The sequence below is a fragment of the Pseudomonadota bacterium genome, from assembly GCA_039028155.1.
In the GTDB taxonomy this organism is placed as follows: Bacteria; Pseudomonadota; Alphaproteobacteria; order SP197; family SP197; genus JANQGO01.
The window spans coordinates 121,869-144,840 of record JBCCIS010000003.1; the positions used below are offsets into that span (position 1 = coordinate 121,869).

22 protein-coding genes and 1 riboswitch are annotated in these 22,972 nt (G+C 63.1%); of the genes, 9 read left to right on the forward strand and 13 right to left on the reverse strand.

All coding sequences use genetic code 11. The features are described from left to right. Positions 1–12 precede the first annotated feature (12 nt). The 3 genes from AAF563_02800 to AAF563_02810 all read right to left on the reverse strand — a co-directional run bounded on the left by AAF563_02800 (position 13) and on the right by AAF563_02810 (position 2,977). Complete coding sequence (locus tag AAF563_02800) at positions 13–801, reverse strand: aldolase (protein MEM7120178.1); 789 nt, start codon at positions 799–801, stop codon at positions 13–15. 23 nt (positions 802–824) lie between these two features. Continuing rightward, positions 825–2,093 (reverse strand): MFS transporter, encoded by a 1,269-nt coding sequence (locus AAF563_02805; GenBank protein MEM7120179.1) that lies wholly within the window; start codon positions 2,091–2,093, stop codon positions 825–827. A gap of 74 nt (positions 2,094–2,167) precedes the next feature. Further along, positions 2,168–2,977 carry a class I SAM-dependent methyltransferase gene (locus AAF563_02810; protein MEM7120180.1) on the reverse strand — a complete coding sequence of 270 codons (810 nt, stop codon included), beginning with the start codon at positions 2,975–2,977 and terminating at the stop codon, positions 2,168–2,170. Positions 2,978–3,171: 194 nt separating this feature from the next. On the opposite strand from AAF563_02810, the gene AAF563_02815 reads away from it, so the two are divergent. Further along, positions 3,172–4,404 (forward strand): lipopolysaccharide biosynthesis protein, encoded by a 1,233-nt coding sequence (locus AAF563_02815; protein MEM7120181.1) that lies wholly within the window; start codon positions 3,172–3,174, stop codon positions 4,402–4,404. Positions 4,405–4,457: 53 nt separating this feature from the next. Next, a complete protein-coding gene (locus AAF563_02820; protein ID MEM7120182.1) occupies positions 4,458–5,744 on the forward strand; it encodes a DNA polymerase IV in 1,287 nt (428 codons plus the stop codon). A 219-nt stretch (positions 5,745–5,963) separates the two neighbouring features. On the opposite strand, the gene AAF563_02825 is transcribed toward AAF563_02820, so the two are convergent. The 5 genes from AAF563_02825 to AAF563_02845 all read right to left on the reverse strand — a co-directional run bounded on the left by AAF563_02825 (position 5,964) and on the right by AAF563_02845 (position 10,099). Then, positions 5,964–6,446: a fasciclin domain-containing protein gene (locus tag AAF563_02825; GenBank protein MEM7120183.1), complete on the reverse strand. Its 483-nt coding sequence runs from the start codon at positions 6,444–6,446 to the stop codon at positions 5,964–5,966. A 171-nt stretch (positions 6,447–6,617) separates the two neighbouring features. Beyond that, a complete protein-coding gene (locus AAF563_02830; protein MEM7120184.1) occupies positions 6,618–7,817 on the reverse strand; it encodes an alpha/beta fold hydrolase in 1,200 nt (399 codons plus the stop codon). A gap of 64 nt (positions 7,818–7,881) precedes the next feature. Then, entirely contained in the window at positions 7,882–8,844 is a 963-nt protein-coding gene (gene denD, locus AAF563_02835) for a D-erythronate dehydrogenase (protein ID MEM7120185.1), read from the reverse strand. Next, the gene (locus AAF563_02840; GenBank protein MEM7120186.1) at positions 8,841–9,761 is read right to left on the reverse strand and encodes a homocysteine S-methyltransferase family protein; all 921 of its coding nucleotides are present in this window, start codon (positions 9,759–9,761) and stop codon (positions 8,841–8,843) included. Before AAF563_02840 ends, denD begins: the two co-directional genes overlap by 4 nt. 146 nt (positions 9,762–9,907) lie before the next feature. Next, entirely contained in the window at positions 9,908–10,099 is a 192-nt protein-coding gene (locus AAF563_02845; protein MEM7120187.1) for a hypothetical protein, read from the reverse strand. 164 nt (positions 10,100–10,263) lie between these two features. Between AAF563_02845 and hemA the strand changes: the two genes are divergently transcribed. Next, positions 10,264–11,484 carry a 5-aminolevulinate synthase gene (hemA, locus tag AAF563_02850; protein ID MEM7120188.1) on the forward strand — a complete coding sequence of 407 codons (1,221 nt, stop codon included), beginning with the start codon at positions 10,264–10,266 and terminating at the stop codon, positions 11,482–11,484. 19 nt (positions 11,485–11,503) lie between these two features. On the opposite strand, the gene AAF563_02855 is transcribed toward hemA, so the two are convergent. Continuing rightward, positions 11,504–11,914, reverse strand: coding sequence for a hemerythrin family protein (locus AAF563_02855; GenBank protein MEM7120189.1), 411 nt, complete (start codon positions 11,912–11,914; stop codon positions 11,504–11,506). Positions 11,915–12,156: 242 nt separating this feature from the next. On the opposite strand from AAF563_02855, the gene AAF563_02860 reads away from it, so the two are divergent. Next, entirely contained in the window at positions 12,157–12,450 is a 294-nt protein-coding gene (locus AAF563_02860) for a hypothetical protein (GenBank protein MEM7120190.1), read from the forward strand. Positions 12,451–12,602: 152 nt separating this feature from the next. On the opposite strand, the gene AAF563_02865 is transcribed toward AAF563_02860, so the two are convergent. The 3 genes from AAF563_02865 to AAF563_02875 form a co-directional block, all read right to left on the reverse strand. Continuing rightward, positions 12,603–13,421 (reverse strand): M55 family metallopeptidase, encoded by an 819-nt coding sequence (locus tag AAF563_02865; GenBank protein ID MEM7120191.1) that lies wholly within the window; start codon positions 13,419–13,421, stop codon positions 12,603–12,605. Positions 13,422–13,497: 76 nt separating this feature from the next. Next, on the reverse strand, positions 13,498–14,685 hold the full coding sequence (gene metZ, locus AAF563_02870; GenBank protein MEM7120192.1) for an O-succinylhomoserine sulfhydrylase: 1,188 nt from the start codon (positions 14,683–14,685) through the stop codon (positions 13,498–13,500). A gap of 52 nt (positions 14,686–14,737) precedes the next feature. Continuing rightward, a riboswitch (SAM riboswitch) is annotated at positions 14,738–14,817 on the reverse strand. A 58-nt stretch (positions 14,818–14,875) separates the two neighbouring features. After that, positions 14,876–15,499: a MarC family protein gene (locus AAF563_02875; protein MEM7120193.1), complete on the reverse strand. Its 624-nt coding sequence runs from the start codon at positions 15,497–15,499 to the stop codon at positions 14,876–14,878. 217 nt (positions 15,500–15,716) lie between these two features. Here AAF563_02875 and AAF563_02880 point away from each other — a divergent pair, with 217 nt between their 5' ends. The 4 genes from AAF563_02880 (at position 15,717) to AAF563_02895 (ending at position 20,879) form a co-directional block, all read left to right on the forward strand. Further along, positions 15,717–16,343 (forward strand): LysE family translocator, encoded by a 627-nt coding sequence (locus AAF563_02880; protein MEM7120194.1) that lies wholly within the window; start codon positions 15,717–15,719, stop codon positions 16,341–16,343. A 6-nt stretch (positions 16,344–16,349) separates the two neighbouring features. Then, positions 16,350–17,651 carry a class I SAM-dependent methyltransferase gene (locus AAF563_02885; protein ID MEM7120195.1) on the forward strand — a complete coding sequence of 434 codons (1,302 nt, stop codon included), beginning with the start codon at positions 16,350–16,352 and terminating at the stop codon, positions 17,649–17,651. 27 nt (positions 17,652–17,678) lie between these two features. Beyond that, on the forward strand, positions 17,679–19,211 hold the full coding sequence (locus AAF563_02890; GenBank protein ID MEM7120196.1) for an MFS transporter: 1,533 nt from the start codon (positions 17,679–17,681) through the stop codon (positions 19,209–19,211). 129 nt (positions 19,212–19,340) lie between these two features. After that, positions 19,341–20,879, forward strand: coding sequence for an MFS transporter (locus AAF563_02895; protein ID MEM7120197.1), 1,539 nt, complete (start codon positions 19,341–19,343; stop codon positions 20,877–20,879). On the opposite strand, the gene AAF563_02900 is transcribed toward AAF563_02895, so the two are convergent. Further along, positions 20,876–21,103 (reverse strand): hypothetical protein, encoded by a 228-nt coding sequence (locus tag AAF563_02900; protein MEM7120198.1) that lies wholly within the window; start codon positions 21,101–21,103, stop codon positions 20,876–20,878. The two genes, AAF563_02895 and AAF563_02900, sit on opposite strands and share 4 nt — an antisense overlap. Positions 21,104–21,358: 255 nt before the next feature. Here AAF563_02900 and AAF563_02905 point away from each other — a divergent pair, with 255 nt between their 5' ends. Continuing rightward, positions 21,359–22,921 (forward strand): MFS transporter, encoded by a 1,563-nt coding sequence (locus AAF563_02905; protein ID MEM7120199.1) that lies wholly within the window; start codon positions 21,359–21,361, stop codon positions 22,919–22,921. The last annotated feature ends 51 nt before the right edge of the window (positions 22,922–22,972 follow it).

A 22,972-nucleotide genomic window follows, 5' to 3' on the forward strand; every position in this document is an offset into this window, starting at 1 on the left:
AAGGGTCCGTTCCTAGCTCACATAATCCGGCTGCTCTCGGTCGAGGATGCGTTTCAGCGCGGCGAAGTGGGCGTGCGCCCCTTCGCGTCCACTGTTCTGGCGGTTCATCTGGCTGGCCGTCTTGGCGACGATGTCCTGGGGCACGCGTTTCAGAGGCTGGCCTGTCGAGAGCGCCAAGACGAGCGTTCGGCAGGTCTGCTCGAAGTAATAGAGGTCGTCATAGGCCTCGGCGATTGTACGGCCCGCAATCATGACGCCGTGGTTCGCCATCAGCAGGATATCGGCGTCGCCCATGACGTGGGCCAACCGGTCGCCTTCGTCGGTGTCGAAGGCGAGCCCCGTGTAGTCGTCGTCATAGGCGATGCGGCCGTAGAAACCGAGCTCGTTCTGGCTCGCCATCGGCAACCGAAAATCCTCCAGCATGGTCAGCGCCGTCGCCCACGGCATGTGGGTGTGCAGCAGGCAGCGCGCGTCAGCCCGCGCGCGATGGATCGGCGCGTGAATGCAGAACGCGGTCGCCTCGGCAACACCCTCGCCGGCGATGACGTTACGGTCGAAGTCGACCTCGATCAGGTTGGTCGCGGTCACCTCCGACCAGTGCAGACCATAGGGAATCAGCAGAAAGCGATCGTCGCTATCCGGCACCATCATGGTGAAGTGGTTGCAGATGCCCTCGTTGAAGCCCTGCTTGGCAGCCAGCCGGTAGGCGGCGGCAAGGTCGATACGAGTCTGCTGGACGTCGTCGGCCACGGTTGTCTCCGAAAGGTGTGTTTGTTGTCCGCGCCGCAACTCTAAAGCCAATCGCGGCGTCGTGGAACAGCCCGTCAGGGCAGCGTCTTGCCGGCCATTTCTTTGGTGAAGAGAACGGCGATCAGCGACAGGCAGGCCAGACCGATCAGGTAATAGGCCGGCGAGAAGTCGTCGTGGGTGCGGTGCACCAGATAGGCGGCGACCATCGGCATGGTGCCACCGAAGATCGCCATCGAAATGTTGGTGCCCAGCGTCAAGACGGTCGCGCGAACCCGGCGCGGCGCGGCCTCTGTCTGCGCGGCCGGGTTGGCCCCGAAGATCCAACTGAACAATAGCGCGAAGCCGACTTGCCCCAAAAACACCGGCCAGAACGCACTGTGGTGGATCAGCAGGAACAGCGGATAGGTCAGCAGGATCATGCCTAGCAAACCGGTGATCAGCATCGGCTTGCGCCCGATCCGGTCTCCCACCATGGCGAACAGCACCGGCACCGTCGACAACAGGAAGACGCAGAAGACGTTGATGTTCGTCGCCGTGCTGACCGGCATGTGCATGATGTCGGTCAGATAGGAAATGACGTAGACGAAGATCAGGTAGAAGCCGGAATTCACCGCGAGATAGAGGCCGCCGACCTTCACCACGTCGCGCCAATGCTCGCGCAGCGTGACGATGATGGGCAGTCCGTTGAGCGGCTCGATGTCGGCCGGTTGCGGCGGTTCCGTCAGCCCGCGGCGCAGCAGCAACGCCAGCAACGCCACGCCGCCGCCGACCAGAAATGGCACCCGCCAAGCCCAGGCTTCCAGCGTCGCCTGGTCGAACAGTTCGGTGATGATGGCGGCGACACCAGCGCCGACGAGAAACCCGGCGCTGGCGCCGGCATTGACGATGCTAGTGAAGAGGCCACGCCTGTGGGGTGGCGCGTGCTCGGCCATGAAGGTCAACGCGCCGCCGTATTCGCCGCCGACCGACAGACCCTGGATGATGCGCAGGCCGAACAGCAGCGCCGCCGCCGGCCAGCCGATCTGCGCCTCGACCGGCAGCAAACCGACCGCCATCGTCGCCAGGCCCATCATCAGGACCGATATCAGCAACATGCGCTTGCGGCCAAACTTGTCGCCGATATGGCCGAACAGGATGCCGCCGATCGGCCGGAAGACGTAGCCGGCAGCGAACGCCCCGAAGGTCGCAATCAACGACGCGAAGGGATCGTCGCTGGGAAAAAACAGGTTGGCCAGGATCGGCGCCATATAGGCATAGGCGGCGAAATCATACCACTCCAGCACGTTGCCGGCGGCGCCACCGATGATGGTGCGCCGCAGATCGATTGATGTCGCAGCCGTCAACCGTTGCCCCCCAAAGAAACCGGCACGGATCAAGCGGTTACTGTGTCAACCGCCTCGTGCAAGCGCAAGCACCGTCACCGTTTACCGACCAGGACGTAACTGACCGGCATATTGGTTGCGCGCTGATGATAGATGTCGAACTCGACAGCGCTGATGTTGTTGGGGTACTCGCGGAACGTCTCGATCGTAAAGCCGGCGCCCAGCATCGCCGTCATGACATCGCTCAGCGTGTGGAAAAACCAGTAGTGGGTTCCGCCCTCGCCCGTTCCGGTGCCGTCATAGACAATCGCGCCTTCGTCTTCGAAGGGCGCTGAACGGAAGTAATCGTAGGACGGCTCGAACGGTTTGTCGCACGCCGGTTCGAACATGTTCATGACCGGATGCTCTTCGTGAATGACCAGATGGCCGCCCGGCCGAAGCAACCGGGCCGGCAGATCGAAGAACGCTTCGAGGTCCGGCATCCAACCGAAGACGCCGATGGTGATGAGGGCGACATCGAAGGAGTGATCCCAGTCCGCTTCGATGGCATAGACGTCGCGCGCATTGAGCTCTATCTCCTGGCCGGCAAGGCGTGCGAGCTCGCGGCCCTGTTCCAGAAACGGTTCGGATTGGTCGAAACCGACACAACGCGCCGCGCCCATGTTCTTGACCGACAGCAACTCGCGCCCGTTGTTGCAGCAGATTTGCACGACGTCACGACCGGCAACGCCGATGTTTTCCAGGAGCGCCGTCTCGACATCGTCCAGGCATGAGTAACCGGGCTCGGCAAACCCGTCGTACAGTTCCTTACCCAGGGCGTTGTCCCGGTGGAACTGCGCCGAGTGATCCCAGGCCGCCCGGTTGGCAGTTGTATAGCGCTCGCGCTGCGCGATATCGCTGGTCATTATCCTCTCCCGTTTGAAGGACGCCGGTCATTAGCCAAATCCGGACGCCGCAAAAGCATCTTTGGCGTCGTGCCTGTTGTGTTTTGGGAACGTTTGCCGCAAGAAACATCAAACGCCGATCACGCAGGTCGCGAACCGTGGACCCATCGCTCGACAGCTTACACAGACTCATCCTGCGTCGCAGTCTTGGCGCGATGCCCGGTTACATCGGGAACTTCATTACCGCCTCACTGATGGCCATCGTGTTTGCGCGCTGGATGGGTATCCAGGATCTCGGCGCCTTCGCGTTTGCATTTCATGTCGTGCGTATCGTGGTTCTGGTCGCGGGGATGGGATTGAACATGGGTGCCGTCCGGCTCATACCCCGCTACATGGAACAGGGCCGTCATGCGGAGATCACCGGGTTCGTCATGGGCTCGGTGCTGGTAACGGCCGCGGCTTGCGCCATATTCGGCGCGCTCGTCTTCTTGTTCTCGTTACCCGCCATAGAGGGCACGTCGTCACAAGCTGCCCTGTGGCACGCCGATTGGCTGGCCGCGATCCTGGGCGTCGGAATCCTGCTCGCTGGCGTCATGCGTGCCCACGGGCACACATTGACCGCCGCGATTGCCCAGAAGAGTGGCCGTAACATTGCCGCCATGGTCATCGCTTTGCTCATGGTCGAAAGCGGCGGTGCGCTCGATGCGCGCGACGGGCTGGTCGCGCTCGCGCTCGCCGTTCTCCTCGCGTTGATCGGCCAGATCGCCGTCCTGATCTGGAACCGGCGTCTGCCCTTCGTCAGGCCGGTTTTTCGCCCTGGTGAGTGGTTGTCGACATCGACGCCGATGATGGTCACCGCGCTCGGCCGGCTGATTATCGCGGGCGGCGATGTCATCATCATCAGACTTCTGCTCGGCGAGGCCCAGGCCGGGCTCTATCACGCCGCCATCACGCTGGCGGTCGCCGCCAATCTTGCCGGCCTCGCGGTCTCTGCCAGTGTCGCGCCCGAACTGGCGCGTCGCGACGGACCCGGCGATGTCGCCGTGTGGCGCGCAATGTTCCGCTATGGATTGAAGCTCGCGCTTGTCTGCGACGTCATTCTGGCTGGATTGATCATCGCGTTTGGCCGAACCTTGCTTGCCTGGTTCGGATCCGACTTTGTCGAGGCCTATCCGCTGTTGATCGTTCTGACGCTTGGCGTGCTGTTCCAAAACGTCTCTTTTTTCTGTGGTACCGCGAACAACATGACGGGCGGCGCCCGCAAGGCCCTGCCTTACATCCTTGTCATGCTCACGGTCGCGGTCTGCCTCTCCATCGCTGCGACAGCGACCTTCGGCCTGATGGGGACCGCGGTCGCCTATGCCTTCTCGCGTGCGATGGCCTCCGGCCTGCTGATCGTCCTGCTGCGCCGCCACCGCGCAAGCCAGGCGGCCGGAACCGAATCTTGACGGTGATGCCCCACGCCATCTTGCGCTAGTATGACGGCCAGGAGGATGCGGCGATGGCAACGCTGTGCCGGGACTGTGGCGAGACACAGGCAGAGGACGTTCGGGCCTGCCCGGCCTGTGGTTCGGAACGGGTCGTCTTGCACCCGGAGCTGCTCCAGCTGCCGATCGCCCATCTGGATTGCGATGCCTTCTATGCGTCGATTGAAAAACGTGACAATCCGTCGCTGATCGACAAACCCGTGGTCGTCGGCGGACGCCAGAGGGGTGTCGTGGCGGCAGCCTGCTATAACGCCCGCACCTACGGCATCCGTTCGGCGATGCCGATGTTCAAGGCGCTTCGCGCCTGCCCCCATGCCGTCGTCATTCGTCCGGACATGAAGAAGTACGCTGCCGTTGGCCGTCAGGTGCGCGAGATGATGGAGGCGCTGACGCCCCTGGTCGAACCGCTCTCCATCGACGAGGCGTTCATGGACCTGAGCGGCACCACCGCACTCCACCGTGGTGCGCCGGCCAAGACCCTGGCGCGGCTGGTGCGCCGCATCGAGGATGAGCTCAAGATCACCGTCTCGATCGGGCTCAGCTATAACAAGTACCTGGCCAAGATTGCGTCCGACCTCGACAAACCACGCGGCTTCGCCGTCATCGGCGTCGCGGAGGCCAGAAGCTTCCTGGCCGACAAGCCGGTCAGCATGTTGTGGGGCGTCGGCAAGGCGATGCAGAAGACGCTGGCGCGCGACGGCATCACCCTGATCGGCGAGATCGCGCGGCTCGATGAAGAGGAAATGGTGCGCCGTTACGGCGAAATCGGGCATCGGCTGTCCCAATGCGCGCGGGGCGAGGATGCGCGCCCGGTCGATCCGCGTGGCGAGGCGAAAAGCGTTTCATCGGAAACCACCTTCGACAGCGACATCGCCGATGTGGCCCGCTTGAAGCCGATCCTGTGGCGTCTGACCGAGACGGTATCGCGACGCATGAAACGTTCGGGCATCGCCGGCGGCGGCGTGACGCTGAAGCTGAAGACCTCGGATTTCCGCATCATCACCCGCAGCCGCCAGCTCGCCGGGCCGACCCAGCTTGCCGCGCGGTTCTATGAAGCCGCCGAGCCTCTGCTGGAACGCGAGGCCGATGGCCGCCCGTTCCGCTTGATCGGCATCGGCGCCCACGATCTCGGACCCGCCGACGCCCCGGGCCAGATTGACATGTTCGGTGGCGGCGAGGCCCAGGACGACAAGGTCGAAGCCGCTCTCGATGCGGTGCGTGAACGGTTCGGCGAGGAAGCCGTCGTCAAGGGCCGCGGCTTCGGCACCAAGCTGGTCCGCCAGGGACCGGCGAAGACTTAAAGCCCACCGCCCTCTCCCTCAAAGGCAGAGGGAGACAAGACCGTGCCTTCACACGCAAACAGGGCGCCCCGGAAAACCGAGGCACCCTGCAAGATAACGGGCGGAGTCACGTGGCAGGTGGATCGGCAAGCCGATACCACCTACCACGATCCGCTCTGGCTTGGTTCGGTTGACGCGGGGAAGGATACGAAAACCGGAACTGTTGCCAAAGGCTTGCGTTTACATCGGCGGCAAGATCACCGTGTCGATGACGTGGATGACGCCGTTGTCAGTTTCGATATCGGCGGCGACCACCTGCGCATCGTTGACGAAGACATTGCCGGACGAGCCGTTGACGTGAATTTTGCTACCCTCGACTGTCTCGACCGACGCCTTCTGACCGGCGACTTCGCTCGACATGACCTTACCGGGCACGACGTGATAGGTGAGAATGGCGACCAGCGTATCGCGGTTCTCCGGCTTCAGCAGGTCATCGACCGTGCCGGCGGGAAGCTTCGCGAACGCCTCATCGGTCGGCGCGAAAACCGTGAACGGGCCAGGACCCTGCAGGGTCTCGACAAGGCCGGCGGCCTGAACCGCGGCAACCAGGGTGTTGAAATCATCGGCCGCGACGGCGGTTTCGACGATATCGGCGGCGCGCGCCGAAAGGGAGGCAAGAGCGACCGTGGCGGCGACGGCGCCGGCCATCAAAAAGCGTTTCATGAGTATTTCTCCTCTGCGTTTAAAGCCCAACGGGACGGTGACCACGCGGCGCCGCGAGTCATGTAAGGAACGTTCTGCCCGGACTTACGCAAGCCCCACCCCGGTGGATCAGGAGGAGGAGAAAAAAGTTACCGAACCGTCAACGGTCGACCGTCGCCGACCTCAGAACCGTCAGCTTTCGCCTGGATGATCGATAATGACCGTTTCACTGGTCAGGGTTTGGTGCACCGGACAGCGCTCGGCGATTTCCATCAGGCGCTGCCGTTGCTCGGCATCCAACTCGCCTTCCAGCGTGACCGTGCGTTCGATGCGGTCGACCCGGCCCTCGGCCGTTTCGCACTCGGCGCAATCCTCAGCATGGATCTTCTTATGCGAGAGGGTGATGGATGTGCGTTTCAAAGGCCACTTCTTGCGGTTGGCGTACATCCTGAGTGTCATCGACGTACAGGCGCCAAGTGCGGCGAGCAGCAGGTCATACGGTCCCGGCCCGCCGTCCAGCCCGCCAACATCCATTGGTTCGTCGGCGATGAAACGGTGGCGGCCGGCCTCCACGGTCTGGCCGAATGGCCCCATACCTGACTCGGAGACCCGGACCGTTCCCGCCGGCAGATCGCCCGCCGTTGCAGCGTCCCGGGCAGCCTGCGGCGCCGGCAGGTAACGCTCGGCCCAGGCGGCCAGGACGCCCGCGACATACGTGCTGTCGGCTTTGTCGGTCAGCAGATGATCGGCATCATCCAGCGAAACGAAGCTCTTTGGATGTTTCGCGGCGTTGTAGATCTGCCCCGCGTTCTCGACGCCGACGGTCTGGTCGAGCGGTGAATGGAAGACAATCAGCGCCTTCTTCAGCTTGGCAACATCGTCCAGCAGCTTCTGGTTCTTCAGATCCTCCAGAAACTGATTGCGGATGGTGAAGGTTCGCCCGCCCAAATCGACAACGGCCTCGCCGTCCTTGGCAATATTGTCAACTGAGTCCGCGAAGAGATGGGCGACATGGGAGGGATCGGCCGGCGCTCCAATGGTGGCGACCGCGACAGCTTCCGGTATGTGCCGCGCGGCCGCCAAAACGGCGGCGCCACCCAGGCTGTGGCCAATCAAAAGCGCCGGCGGTTTCTCGTGCTGCCTCAGCCAGTCGGCCGCCGCCAGGATGTCATCGACATTCGACGAGAAGTTCGTGTTGGCGAAATCGCCTTCGCTGCCGCCGAGCCCTGTGAAGTCGAAGCGCAGAACGCCGAAACCCAATTCGCTCAACGCACGCGACACCCTGGCCGGCGCCAAGCTGTCCTTTGAGCACGAGAAGCAATGGGCAAACAGGGCGACCGCATGCAATTCACCCTCCGGCAGGTCGACCCGCGCGGCAAGCTTGCCGCCCATGGACCCCGGAAACTCAATCTTCTTTGATCGCGCCAACCTCGCCTCCCCTTTGCCCGCTTGCGCCTTAAGCGTTTGGACTGTCATCCGCCAGGTAGGCGTCGATGACGTCATCGATGGTTGCGTCTCCCTTGAATCCCAGATCGGCGGCGCGGTGCGCCGCAATGGCGCGCGGCCAGCCGTCAACAATGGATTGGATCGCCGGGTCATGCTCGAAGGAGATTCTATTGGCCGCGGCGTCGCCGCCGGCCCGACGGACCGCCTCGATCATCTCGGTCATCGTGACGGTGATCCCCGGAAGCAGGATTGATCGGTCATGCCCCAGCGTCTCACCCGCCAGCCCGGCCACCCAAACGAACGCGTCGACCGCGCGGCGCGGCGACAGGATCACCATGCTGCTTTCCGGCGTAACCGGACAGGCGAACTCAACGCCGTTCAGGGGCTCGCGCGCGATGCCGCTGGCGAAGCCAGAAGCTGCCTTGTTCGGTTTGCCCGGGCGCACGGCAATCGTCGGCAGGCGCACCGAACGGCCATCGACCAGGCCGCGCCGCGTGAAGTCGATGACCAACAGTTCGCACGCAACCTTCTGCGCGCCATAGGACGTGGCGGGTGTCAACGGTGTCGCATCGTCGATCGTCGTCGGCAGGTCGCCGCCATAGGCAGCGACGGAGCTGGAGAAGACGAGAAGCGGCTTGCGTCCGCCAGCGCGGCACGCCTGCAGCACGTTGCGCGTGCCGTCCAGGTTGACGCTTAGGCCAAGATCCAGGTTCTGTTCCGCCTCGCCGCTGACGATTGCGCCCAGGTGAAACACCGCGTCCGCATCGCCAATCATGCCCGCTACCTGATCGGGATCGGTCAGGTCGCCGATGACGGTCAAGACGCGTTGATCGTCAAACGGCGGGGCACCGGCGACGCGATCAAACAGGACGATTTGATCGATCGTCCGCCCGTTCAGCGCACCGGCGGCCAAGAGTCGTTCGGCAAGTTTGCGGCCAAGAAAGCCTAGCCCGCCGGTGATGACGACTTTCAAGGCGCTAGTTCGCTGCGAGCCGCTGCCAGGGCGCGAACGTGGTCGGGACCAAGCCCACAGCATCCACCGACCAGGCGCGCACCCCATGCGACCCAGTTCTTGGCTTCTTGCACAAGGTCGGCGGGCTCGATGATATCGACGAATTGCCAGTTCGGCATCGTGAAGTAGCCGGACTCCGGGTAGACGCCCAGCGGCCCTGACCAGCGCGCCTTGACCATGGCAAGCGCGTCCTCGGTGACGCGGATATCGCTGTGCATGATGTTGACCACGTCGGGGCTCATCGGCAGCAAGGCGTCGAGAACATCGGCGAAGCGAATATCGGGATAGTCGAAACTGACCATATCGTCGCTGCCCTCCGCGCGGCCGCACGACACCCCTAGCCAGACCGGCAGGCGACCCCGTTTCGCAGCCGCCATCGCCAGCGGCGCGCGATCCAGATCCTCCATCATCTCCAGCGCGATCGCGTCACAGCCTTCTTCCTCGAACACCCGCACCATATGGTCGAAACCCTGCGCCGCCTCGTCGGGCCTCGGCGGTGCGATCGGGCTGTCGATATCGCCGCCTGCGCCCATGGTCGAGATCGAGCCGATGATCGCGATGTCGGGACGGCCGGCCTCGTCACGCGCCTGGTGCGCCAGCCGCACAGCCCGGCGCAGACTGTCATCGGCCTTATCCGCGTGACGTGTCTTGGCCAGCATGAAGGGCGACATGCCGAAGGTGTTGGTGATGATCGCCTCGGCACCGGCCTCGATATAGTCGCGGTGGGCGGCAACGACAGCGTCGGGGTAGTCGATAACGGCCGCACCGCTCCAGGCGAGCGCATCCATCGGCACGCCACGGTGTTCCAACTCGGTGCCCATGGCGCCGTCAATGATGACGAGTTCGCCATCGCGCAGTTTTTCTTCGATCGTTGCCAACACCCGCCTCCTCTGAACTGCCTAGAGAACGGTTATAGCAAGCAACATCACCGCGGGCGAAGGCCCACGACATCGATGCTGGCAACGGCTGGATGCTTGTTAACGCGCCCGACGGTCAGGCTTTTGTTCACATTCGTTAGTTGACGCTACGAGACGGCGGCTTGGCCGCCATCGCTGTCCGGGCAGGCGCTGGCCGACGCACGGCGCTTCCGCTTTGCCGAATCGGCCGATTCGCCGGGCGAGCAATCGCGCGAAGATGCTTTTGGCGCCGCGCTATGCACGGTTGCGAAACCGGAGGAACCGGCAACGGCCACCGTACCGGGTTTCTTCTTTTCCATGAGCATCTCCCTTTTGTTTGAGCCACTTGGCGGGCTTATAGCCACCAGCCGTGACGCCGTGATGACATGCAGGGATCGCGACCCACACATGTCGAACCGGTGTCTTGACCGGGATAGATTGAACAACTTATGGAGGAACTGCGCCTCTGGAGGCTCTGTATAGCATGACAAGCAGCCATGACGAACGGTTACGTGACAGCCTCGACAATCTGAAGGCCGAAGGACGTTATCGCATCTTTGCCGATTTGGAGCGCATTGCCGGGCGTTTCCCGCGCGCGAACTACCGTAATGAAAAAGGTGAGGTTCGCGAGGTAACCGTCTGGTGTTCCAACGATTACCTGGGCATGGGACAACACGAAAAAGTTGTATCGGCGATGCACAGTGCGCTGGACACCTGTGGCGCCGGGGCCGGCGGCACACGCAATATATCCGGCACCACGCACAATCACGTTTTGCTGGAAATGGAGCTCGCCGAGCTGCACGGCAAGGAATCGGCGCTTCTGTTCACCTCCGGCTACGTCGCCAACCAGACCACGCTGGCGACACTGGGCCGCCACCTGAAGGACTGCGTTATTCTGTCGGACGCGGACAACCACGCGTCGATGATTGACGGCATACGCGCCAGCGGCGCCGAAAAGCACATCTTCCGCCACAGCGACCCCGAAGACCTCGATCGCCTGCTGAGCCAGGTGCCTGCCGGACGCTCCAAGCTGGTCGCCTTTGAAAGCGTCTATTCCATGGACGGCGACATCGCGCCGATCGCCGCCTTGTGCTTTGTCGCCGAACGCCACGGCGCCATGACATTTCTGGACGAGGTTCACGCCGTCGGCCTCTATGGCCCGCACGGCGCCGGTATTGCCGAGCGTGACGGCGTTGCTGACCGGCTCGACATCATTCAGGGCACGCTGGGCAAGGCCTTCGGCTGCATGGGCGGCTACATCACCGGCTCGGCGACGCTCTGTGATTTTGTCAGGAGCCACGGGTCCGGTTTCATCTTCACCACGTCGCTACCGCCGATGCTGCTGGCTGGCGCCTTGGCCAGCGTGCGCCACTTGAGAGAATCCAGCGCCGAACGCGAACGCCATCAGGAGCGTGCCCAGCGGCTGAAGGATCTTCTGAGCACCGCCGGTCTGCCGGTGGCCATGACCCCCAGCCACATCGTCCCGGTCATGGTCGGCGATCCAACCGCCTGCAAGCAGGCGAGCGACCTTTTGCTCCGCGACCACGCGATCTACGTACAGCCGATCAACTATCCGACCGTGCCGCGCGGGAGCGAGCGCCTGCGCATAACGCCAACGCCGTTGCACAGCGATGGCGATATGGACCATCTGGTCCGGGCCCTCGATGACGTCTGGTCGCAACTGGGTTTGAAGGACGCAGCCTGACGAGCGGACCTAGCCGCGGTCAGTCGTCGCCGTCCCGCGCGATGTTCAAGAAATCCTGCAACGGTCGGTCAACCTCGATGATGTGCTGCATCGACTTCTCCAGGTACTCGGCCAGTTCGTCACTCAATTGATGCAGGTTCTCCAGGCTGATCAGCCGGTAGATGCTGTGCAGCGTGTCGATCAGACTGGTGTGGCTGGTTTGGTGGTGATCAGCATGCGGATAGCGATAGCGCTCCATCAACGCGACCTCGTGATCGAAGTGGGCCTGCTGATGCACCTGAAGCTGCACGATCAGTTTCGTCGCGCCGGCCACGTCATTGGCGCCAATGGCTTGCTTGATCTCGTCGACCGTGCGGATCAGCTGGTCATGCTCGGCCCGCATCTGATCGAGCGCGCCGTCGATCGAAGCGGTGCCGCTTTCATCGCTCACGCCAAACTCGCGGCCGGTTGGGACTGACTCGCGCTCTGGTGCCACAGGTCGGGCATTCTCGACACTCCCCGGTCTGATGACGCACCGGTCGCGCAACCCCGGACGCCTTTGCTACAGGCACCGACCCTGTCCCTGCCGGCAAACCGGCGCATTGACGCATGTCAAAATAGACTGGCCAATGATGGCGGCGGGCGCCTGATCGTGGGACACTCGCGCGCGAGAGCCAGGGGAGGCAGCCACCCGTGTGGGTGATCGAAACCTTGTTCACGAGCGCCGCGGGATCGCTTGCCGACCCCGTCTACTTTGTCGTCTACCTGATTGCCGGCATCGTTATCCGCAACATCTGGTGGGCGCTCGCCGCGGGCCTGGCCTGGCCGGTCATCATCGAGGCCGGCGCATGGATCATCTATCCCGGCGAAAGCCTGCCCTGGGCGCATATCGGCCCCTTCATCGCCGGTCCCATCGCAACGGCGGTCGTGTGGTGGATCAGGAATCAGTTCCGCCGGAAACCGGACGTCTCCACGAAAACCGACTAGGTGTTTCCGAGCTAGCTGGCAACACCGGCCCAGGCCCCCGCCTCCGGGGCAAAACGCCGAGAGGCGTTTTCGCCGAGGCCACCCATGGCAGCATCCTCGGGATGGCCGGGCTGGGCGTGGGCCGGTGCCGAATCAGCGCGAGCGAGGACCGACTAAGCGTCGGCGTCGTACATGGTGACGAACTCCAGGAACTTGGATGCTTCCAGCATGTCGTCGGCGACAAAGCGCACCGTATAGGCAGCCGGTCGCTCGACATTCGGCAGATAGTCCAGCAGTTCGGGCTGCATGCGGTTCTTGAAGTCGATCTCCATGGTGACCGGCGCCGTCACGCCGCGCGGCTTGAAGTCGCGGAGCCGTTCCAGGGCGGCCGCCGCTTTGTGGCCGACGAGATCGCGGGCCTCTTCCGGACGCATGGTCCGTGCCGACAGCGTGCCATGCGCCCACTTCACCTCCGCCGTCTCGATGTCGCCGAACACGGCGCGCGCATGGGCGCAATAGACGTCATCGCCGGTCGCCAGAACGACAGGCACATCAAAGTGCCCGGCGATGGCCGCGCTCAGCACCGTCTCCGACGCGACCTCGCCATTCAACCTGATCTCGCGGATGCCGCCTGTCATGGTGTGGGCGAGAACGCCGCCCATATCGGTCGAGCCGGCGTGATAGCCGATCAGCATGGCGGCCGCGAACGGACCAGTCTCCAGGCCCTGCATCATGGCCAGCGGCCGGGGCCACGAACGGATGACCTGGGTACCCTTGGGCAGCCGTTCCAGCAGCAGGTTTTCGCCGCTGCCATGGGAATCGCTGACAACGATCTCCTCCACGCCGGCGACTTCGGCCGCTTCACACGCCGCGACGACCTCGCCGGTCATCCATTCGCGCGCGCGCTCGTACTCGAACCCTTCGGGCGACGTGTGGCTGCGCGTGACGACACCGGCGATGCCTTCGATGTCGGCGGAAATGTATAGACGCATGGCGGTTCTCCCCTGGTGCAGATCATAGCGTGCGGGGAAGAAACCGTATCGTTCAATTCACCTCGAGCCCGCCGCTCTAAGCGGCGAGTGCTCGTGTCAGGTCGTCCTTAACGTCTTCGGCGTCTTCCAGACCGACATGCAGGCGCACCAGACCGTCACCGATGCCAAGATGATCGCGATCCTCCTGGCTCAGCCGCTGATGTGTTGTGGTCGCGGGATGGGTGATGAGACTCTTCGAGTCACCCAGATTGTTCGAGATATCGATCAGCTTGAGCGCGTTCAGGAAACGGAACGCACGGTCCTTGCCGCCATCCAGCTCGAACGATAGGACACTGCCGCCGTCCGACATCTGTTGTTGCACCAGCGCGCGTTGCGGATGGCTGGCCAGCGTCGGATAGAGCGTGCGGATGATGCCGTTGCGGGTCTCCAGATGGCTCGCCACGTCAAACGCGTTCTGGCAATGGCGCGCTACTCTGAGATCGAGTGTCTCCAATCCCTTTAACAGGAGCCACGCGTTGAATGGGCTCAGCGACGGACCGGTGTGGCGCATGAACGGCACCAGGTTGTCCTTCACAAAATCGTCGCTGGCCAGGATGGCGCCGCCCAGGCAGCGGCCCTGCCCGTCGATATGTTTGGTCGCCGAATAGACAACGACATCGGCGCCCAGTTCCAGTGGCTTTTGCAGCAATGGTGAGGCGAAGACATTGTCGACCACCACGGCCGCGCCCGCCTCGTGCGCGAGGTCGCAGACCGCCGGCAGATCGATAATCTCCAGAGTTGGGTTGGACGGCGTTTCCAGGAACACGGCCTTGGCGCCCGGCTTCAAGGCGTCGCGCCACTGGTCCAGATCGGTGCCGTCAACCAGGGTCGTGACGACGCCATAGCGCGGCAAAATTTCAGTGACGATATAGTGGCACGATCCGAACAGGGCGCGTGACGCGACCACCCGATCGCCCGCTTTCAACTGGCACATCAGGGACGCGAACACCGCGGCCATGCCGCTCGACGTGGCACGGCAGGCTTCGGCGCCTTCCAACAAGCGCAGGCGTTCCTCGAACATGCCGACGGTCGGGTTGCCGTAGCGTGAGTAGATATAGCGGGGATCATTGCCTTTGAAGGCGGCCTCGGCCGCTTCGGCAGTCTCGTAGACGTAACCCGACGTCATATAGAGCGCTTCCGACGTCTCGGCGAACGCGCTTCGCGCCAGACCGCCGCGCACAAGCTCGGTCTGGGGACGGTAGGTCGGGGTATTCGTGTCGGTCATGACGCGGCCTCCAATTGAAAAAACCCCAACCGGCAGAGGGGTCAGGGCTTTCGTTTCGGAAACCGCGACCTCTTTAGCGTTTTGTTTAACGTGGCCGCAAGCCGGTCGGCACAAATCACCACGTGATTTGCTAGGTAATCCCGCAAGCCCCGCGTGTCAAGGGGCGTACTGAGCGGTCCGGTCTATAGGGCTAGAGGCCGGGGTGCGTGGTGATGCCTTCGATGACCATCTCGACGGCAATGGCCAGGACAATCATGCCGGCCAGCCGGTTGATCACCAACAGGCCGGCCGTGCCCAGCACGCGCCCGATCGGCCCCGCCGCGCAGTAGGCAATCGCGACGGTGACGCCGAGGCCCAGAATGATGAGCGAGATGATGCCTTGATGCTCGATCCCGGCGCTCTCGTGCGATTCGACAATGACCTTGGCGATCGCCCCGGCTCCGCCCAGCATCGGTATGCCGATCGGTACAATGCCAATATGGGTCCCGGATTGCCCGGTGACTTCGTCCTCGACGTCGACCTCCGGCATGGGTGTCATGGCCAGCATTTGCAGGCCGACGATGGCGATCACGATCCCGCCGGCGATCTGGAACGATGGCAGCGACGAACCCAGCGCTTCGACCACACTCTCGCCTGTGTATTGAAACAGCAGCAGCGTGATCGTCACGGTGACGGCCGCGGCCAGCGCCGCCTTGATCCGGCCGTTGCTCGTCAAATGCGCGGTCAACGCCAAGAACAAGGGGATGCTCGTGAAGGGATCGACCAGGGCCAGCAGCCCGACCGTAAACCGCGTGTACTCAGACCAGGTTTCCAAGATTCGATCCCAGACAATTCATCGCCAATGCCCCGGGGCCCATCGGCAACGGTCGACGGCCTTCTCGGCCACGCCTCCACGTTTTCGCAGCGCCCCGCGCCAAGCAATAAACCACCAACCGGCCTGTGCCAACACCGTGGCGCCAGCGCCAAGGCTTGTCATTGTCGCGAATGCCTGTTTTTAGTGTACCCGGCGGGTTGATGAGGGGACTCAGAGGATGTCGTGGGAATTGTGGATCGCCTTCGTGGTGGCCAGTTCGGCGCTGTTAGCGATACCAGGGCCGACGGTCTTGATCGTCGTGAGCTATGCGCTCGGCAAGGGCCGGCAAAGCGCGTGGGCGACCGTGCCGGGCCTGACGCTGGGCGACTTTGTCGCCATGACCATCTCGTTGATGGGTGCCGGCGCGGTCCTGGCGGCCTCGGCTGAGCTTTTCACGATCCTGAAACTCGCCGGCGCCGGCTACCTGATCTGGCTTGGCGTCAAGCTGTGGCGCGCCCGGGCCGATCCCGGTGCGACCGTCGGCGCGGCCATCGATGGCGAGGGCCGGCGGATGTTCTGGAACAGTTTCGTCGTGACGGCGCTGAACCCCAAGAGCATCGTCTTCTTTATTGCCTTTGTGCCCCAATTCATCGATCCCACCGCGCCGGTGTTCTGGCAGTTCGTCGTCTTGGAATCGACGTTCCTGTTCCTGGCGGCGGTCAACGGCGTCATCTGGGCGGTCTTGGCCGGCAACATGCGCGCGCGGTTCCAGCGCCCCGCGACGCTGCGCCTGGCCAACCGGATCGGCGGTTCGTTTCTGATCGGCGCCGGTCTGTTGACCGCCTTCGCGCGACGCGCTGGCTAACTTCGGGTGGGCGATGAACGGCGGCTCCGGGCGGCGCGGCGCGCGATCGCCCTGCTGCGCGAGCGGGTCGACGCGCACTTTTCGATCCGCTTGTGGGATGGATCGCTGGAGCCGCTGGGGACCACGGTAGTGCCTGGCCTTGCCATTCAGATCAACACGCCGGGCGTGCTGCCGTCGGTGCTGCGCCGGCCCAGCCTTGACCGGCTGATCCGTCACTATGCCCACGGTCGTCTGGATATCGAGGGCGGCACGCTGATTGATATCGCCGGACCGTTCGCGGTCGACAAGGCGGCGCGGCGGCGGCTCAAGACCGTCAACAAACGCGCGCTCGTGACCGCGCTGTGGCCGCTGTTGATCGCCAAGGGTGATCACCCTGACGCCAGCCGGCAGTTCGGCGACGACGCGGAAGGCGCGGAGCGCGCCAGCGACGACAACCGGCGCTTCATCCAGTTCCACTATGACGTCGGCAACGACTTCTACCGTCTCTTTCTGGACCCCCGGATGCAGTACTCCTGCGCCTGGTACCCGACATGGGAAACCGGACTGGATGACGCTCAGGAAGCCAAGCTCGACACTACCTGCCGTAAACTTCGCCTGAAGCCGGGTGACCGTCTGCTCGATATCGGCTGCGGCTGGGGCGGCCTATTGCTTCACGCCGCACAGAACTACGGCATCACCGGCCATGGCGTCACCTTGTCGGAAGAGCAACTGGCCTTGGCGCAAGAGCGTGTCGATGAGCTGGGTCTCAGCGACCGCATCACGCTGGAACTTAAGGACTATCAGAACCTTGATGGCCAGTTCGATAAGATCGCGTCCATCGGCATGTATGAACACATTGGCCTCGACAACATTCCCGCCTACTTTTCCAAGGTGCAGACCCTGCTCGCCGAAGGCGGACTGTTCCTCAACCACGCGATCTCACGTGGCGCCAAGAAACGTAAGAAGCGCTTTTCCAAGCGCCCCGAACAACAGGCACTGCAGAAGTACATTTTCCCCGGTGGCGAACTCGACGATATCGGCCACACGATCGCGGCGATGGAGCAGCACGGTTTCGAGGTCCACGATGTCGAGGGCTGGCGCGAACATTACCAAAAGACGACGCGGATCTGGTGCGAGCGGCTGACCGCCCGGCGCGAAGAGGCGGAGGCGCTGGTCGGACCGGAGACCTACCGCATTTGGGTCGCCTATCTTGGCGGCTGTTCCCTGGCGTTCCAACGCGGCTCGGCGCGTATCTATCAGACGCTTGCGGGTAAGTCGGCAAAGGGCCCGGCCGCCGTGCCGCCCAGTCGCGCTGATCTCTATCGCTGACGCGTTGGGAGCGCCAGCGCGGTGGCGATGATAACCGATGACAACCGGCGTTGGTGGGTCGCGGGCACCATGGGGCTTCCGCTCATCACGCTGACCATCGACGTGTTTGGTGTCACCGTCGCCCTTCCCTCGATCGGTCGCGATCTCAACACCGGCACCGTCACGCTTGCCTGGGTTATCAATGCGTTCATGCTGGGCTTCGCCAGCATGCTGATCGTCGGCGGCCGGCTTGGCGATCTTCTGGGCCGGCGCAAGTTGCTGCTTGCCGGCGTCGTGCTCTTCGTCGCCTCTTCCATACTGTCCGGCCTTGCGCCATCCGGATCCTGGCTGATCGCGGCGCGTGGGATCCAGGGCGTCGCGGGCGGTTTTGTCTACGCCAACTCACTTTCTGTGGTGGCGAACGCCTTCCCCAGCGAACAACGCCATCTCGGTATCAGTTTGTGGATTGGCATCGGTGCCGTCGGTTCGGCGGTCGGACCGTTTGTCGGCGGCTTGTTGACCGAAGAACTGTCATGGCGCTGGTTTTTCCTTTTGAACGTGCCCATCGGCGCGGTCGCCGTCATCATGACGTTCCTGTTGGTCAAGGAATCCCGCGATGAAGAGGCACCGCCAAAGATCGACTGGTTCGGCTGCGCGCTTTCGGTCGCCGGCCTCGTCCTCATCGTCATGGGACTGCAACTGGCCGGCAATCTCGGCTGGTCGTCATTGACCGTTTGGGCATGCCTTGTTGTCGGTCTCGCCGTTTCGGCTGCCTTCATCGTGTTCGAGACCAAGACCAGGTTCCCCTTGATCGACTTCCAGTTGTTCCGAAACCGTAACTTCGGCAGCAGCGCGTCCGTCGGCTTCGTGATCAACTTCACGCTGGGCGCGTTGATGTTGTATCTGGCGCTCTACCTTCAGCACGTTTTGAAGCTCTCGCCGCTTTCCGCTGGCCTGGTGTTTCTTGGGTACTCCGGCATGATGGCGGTGATATCGACGTCCAATGCGTATTTCATGAACCGCTGGGGCGCACGGCGGACGATGGCCACGGGCATGCTGTTGAATGCCGCCAGCTTTCTGGTCCTTGCGTTCGCGGAGCCGACAACCGGTCTGGTCATCATCGTCGCGGCTCTCGTCTTGGGTGGCGCCGGCCAATCGTTCGCCTACACGACCGCGACATCGCTGGCCATGGCGTCCGTGTCCGAGCAGAAATCCGGCGCCGCATCCGGCGCTGTTGGCATGATCAGGATTTCCGCCACGACGGTTGGCGTGGCCGTTTCGACAGCGGTCTTCAAGGCGATCGAAAACGGAGAGCTGGTATCGCATATCGGCAAGGCCGGTGGTCGTCTGACGCGCGCGGAGGCCCGCGACATTCACGTCTTGGTGGCCGGTTCCGATCAGGCCGCCGCTAAGCTGGCCCATGACGTACCGGCAGCCGCGGGCAAGATGTCGGACATCGTCAATCAGGCTTTGATGGCGGGCTTCGGCGGCGCGATGTTTCTTTGCGTTGCTGCATCGGTGGTTGGTTTAATGGTCGCCTTCCTGGCCCGGTCGCGACCTCCGGCTGGCGAAAAGAGCTGAGGTGATGGCGCTGATCGGGCGAGCGACTTATCGTGTGTGGCTTGACGGTCGGGGCGGCTGTTCGCCGGCCTTTCAGCGTCGCCTAGCAGCGCCGATCCTTGCCACTGAGATGTCGTGGGTACCGGTGCGATGACGATCATAACGGACGACAACCGCCGCTGGTGGGTCGCAGGCGCCATGGCGCTGCCTCTCGTGGTGCTGACCCTCGACTATTTCGGCGTGTCCGTTGCCCTGCCCGCTATTGGACGCGACCTCAAGATCGGCACGGTGACCCTGGCCTGGATCATCAACGCTTACATGCTGGGTTTGGCAAGCATGCTGATCGTCGGCGGCCGGCTTGGCGATTTGCTCGGCCGGCGAAAGATGCTGTTCGCCGGCGTCACGGTCTTTGTCGTAGCGTCCGTCGTCTGCGGCCTCGCACCGACCGGTGCCGTGCTTGTCGGCGCGCGCGCTGTCCAGGGTGCGGCCGCCGGGTTCATCTTCACCAACACGCTCTCCATCGTCACCAATGCGTTTCCCAGTGACCAGCGGAATGTCGGCGTTAGCTTTTGGGTTGGCATCGGTGCCGTCGGCTCGGCGATCGGTCCGTTCGTCGGTGGCCTGCTGACCGAATTGGTGTCATGGCGCTGGTTCTTTTTCCTGAACGCGCCGTTCTGCATCGCCACCCTGGCCTTTTTGCTGCTGCTGATACGCGAGTCACGTGACGAGGAATCGCCGCCGAAGATCGACTGGTTGGGTTGCGCCACGTCGATTGGCGGACTCGCCTGCGTGGTGCTGGGGCTGCAGCTCGCCGGCAATGTCGGCTGGACGGCCTGGGCGGTCTGGCTGTCTCTGGCCATCGGTGTGACCCTCCTGATCGCCTTCCTCATGATCGAAAACAGGGTCGCGTTCCCGCTGATCGACTTCCAGCTGTTCAAGAGCCGCGATTTCGGTAGCTGCGCCAGCGTCGGCTTCCTGATCAACCTTTCGCTTGGTTCGCTCATGCTGTTTCTGGCGCTTTACCTGCAGCATGTTCTGAACCTTTCGCCCATAGGCGCTGGGCTCGTGTTTCTGGGCTATTCGGTCATGCTGGCGATTACCGCGTCATCCAATGCGTTCGTCTTGAACCGGTTGGGCGCGCGCCAGACCATGGCGGCCGGTATGCTGCTGAACGGTCTGAGCTTCCTGATCCTCGTCTTCTCGGAGATGACAACCGGTGTTGCCGTCATCGTCGGCGCGCTCGTCCTGGGCGGCGCCGGCCAGGCGCTAGCCTATACGACATCGACATCCCTGGCGGTGGGCTCCGTGTCCGAACAAAAAACCGGGGCGGCGTCCGGTATTGTCAGCATGGTCAGAATGGTCGCGGTCACGATCGGTGTCGCTATCTCGACCGCGCTTTTCAAGTTTCTTGAGACCGGCGCTATGGTATCGCTGATCGGCAAGGCCGGCGGCGACCTGTCGCGCGCGGAGGTGCGGGACATTCACGTGTTGGTGGCCGGCTCCGACCAGTCGGCCACCAAGCTCGCCCACGATGTACCGGCGGCCGCCGATGAGATGCCGATGATCGTCGATCAGGCCCTGATGGCTGGATTCGGTGGCGTCATGATCATGTGCGTCGCCGTGTCGATCATCGGCTTGGCGGCAGCCTTCGTGGCGCGCCCAAACAAACCGGATGCGGTCGACGACTAAGGCGCCGTGACCTGGTAGTTCCGATTAAGGCGTTCAACGCGCAGCGGATTGAACTCGTAGCAGTCATCTGGCGAGCGGCCGCGTCCACATGTCGGCTTCACCGGTTGCCGTTCGATGGCGACGCATGTCGCCAGCGGCGCGCTCATCAGAAATACCAAAAATCCGCGCCGGCCAAGGCCCTTTTCAGTGCGCTGCGTCGACGCTGTCGTAGCGTGTTTCTTCATGGTGAGGAATCTATCAAGCTGCGCCAGAAAACAAAAGAGCGCCGGGCTGGGAGCCCATGACGACGAGGTGGTGACCTTGGTCGAGCCGGCGACCTGTTGTATACCGTTTACCTGTCTGACCACGTGATCGCGTGCTGTTCAGAGCGGCTCGGTGCACAGCCACCTGATGCTAGCCGATAGGTCGCCCTGGCACCAAGTGCCGCGCCGCCAAGCGGCGCCGATCCCAACCGTTGGGCTGCGCAGGGGGAAGAATCAATGGGTATCGTTACCGAAGACAATCGCTACTGGTGGGTCGCCAGCGCGATGGCTCTGTGCGTCGTCGTGCTGACGATCGACTTTTTCGGCGTTTCGGTAGCACTACCCTCGATTGGACGCGAACTGGGCACCAGCACGTCGACCCTCGCCTGGGTCATCAATGCCTTCATGCTGGGCCTGGTCGGCACACTGGTCGTCGGTGGACGCCTTGGTGATTTGCTTGGTCGACGCAGAATGCTGTTGGCCGGGCTCCTTACCTTCACCGCAAGTTCAATCCTGTGCGGCCTCGCGCCGTCAGCCGTGTGGCTCATCGTTGGGCGCGCAATTCAGGGCGCGGCGGCGGGTTTTCTGTTCAGCAATTCTCTCTCCATTGCCACGAATGCATTTCCCAGCGACAAGCGTCATGTCGCCGTCAGCTTTTGGGCCGGCATCGGCACGGTGGGTTCGGCGGTCGGTCCCTTTGTCGGCGGCCTGTTGACCGACGAACTGTCCTGGCGCTGGTTCTTCTTCATCAACATTCCGTTCGGTGTCGCCGCGCTGTTTTTGATCCTGCTGGTCGTTCGCGAGTCGCGGGACGAAGACGCACCACGGATCATCGATTGGATGGGCTGTACACTGACGATCGCCGGCATGGTGCTTCTCGTCTTGGGATTGGAGCTTTCCAACAGCCTGGGCTGGCAAGACCTTGCCGTCTGGATCACGCTGGTCGTGGCGGTGGTGGTCTTGGCGGCCTTTGTCATTGTCGAGCGGAAGGTTCGGTTTCCCCTCATTGATTTCCAGCTCTTCTCCGGCCGGGACTTTGTCTGCGCGTCGCTGATCGGTTTTTTGATCAACTTCACGCTGGGCGCGCTGATGCTGTTTCTGGCGCTCTACCTGCAGCATGTGCTCCGTCTCTCACCGCTTACCGCCGGCCTTATCTTTCTCGGGTACTCCGTGATGCTGGCGGTTGTATCGTTGCTGAACGCCAAGATCATGGAGACGCTGGGTCCCCGGCACACCGTGATCATCGGCATGGCGCTGAATGCCGCCAGCTTTCTCATTCTCTTCTTCTGCGACACGGAAACCGGTATCGCCGTGATCGTCGCGGCGCTCGCGCTGGGCGGTGCCGGCCAGGCGCTCGCCTATACGACAGCTGCCTCGATCGCCATGGCATCCGTGCCCGAACAGAAGGGCGGCGCGGCCTCCGGCACGCTTGGCTGCGTGCGGATCGCTGGCACGGCGGTTGGCGTCGCGGTCGCCACCGCTCTCTTCAAGGCCCTGGAGAACGATGAACTTTCGGCGCTGATCGCCAAGGCCGGCGGGTCCCTTTCTGCCGCCAGTATTCGTGAGATCAAAGGCCTGCTTGCCGGCACCGATGCCGCCGCCGCCGAGCTCGCCAAGGCGGCGCCTGCCGCGGCGTCAACGATGAGAACGATCGTGGACCAGGCATTTGTCACCGGTTTCGGAGGTCTGATGGCCTTTTGTGCCGTCTTGTCGGTGATTGGCGTCGCCGTTGCCTTCATGCTTCGCCCCGTCCTTGTCACAGCCAAGGACGAAGTCATCGAGGAGATCGAACCTGAATAGGCCGTTGTCCGTTTTCCGCTAGGGGGAGAACATCAACGTGATCCAGATCGA